Annotated in this window: 1 pseudogene; it reads right to left on the bottom strand. The window is 68.5% G+C overall.

Annotation, left to right across the window (positions count from 1 at the left end):
- A pseudogene (locus ACR9ZH_RS18460) lies at window positions 1-270 on the bottom strand (AraC family transcriptional regulator); the annotation flags it as partial.

Below are 270 nucleotides of genomic sequence, written 5' to 3' on the forward strand. Positions count from 1 at the left end.
GCGCGCGACATCGCCGCTTCCGACGCCAGCATCGCCACGGTCCACTCGCGTGCCGGATCGCGCAGCATCGCGAGCACCGCATTGGCGAGCCGCGGATCGCCCATCAACGAGAGCAGCGATGGCGGCAAGCTGTCCTGGCGGAGATGGGCACGCAGGGCAAAGACGAACAAGGCGCGCGTCAACGCCGTCACCACCGACAGGGCCCCGGGCTCGAGTCGCGTTACTTCGTCGCGAAAGATGCCGACGATGGCTTCCAACGCGCCCATGCCG

Source organism: Luteibacter sp. SVR4-7G (genome assembly GCF_056755555.1).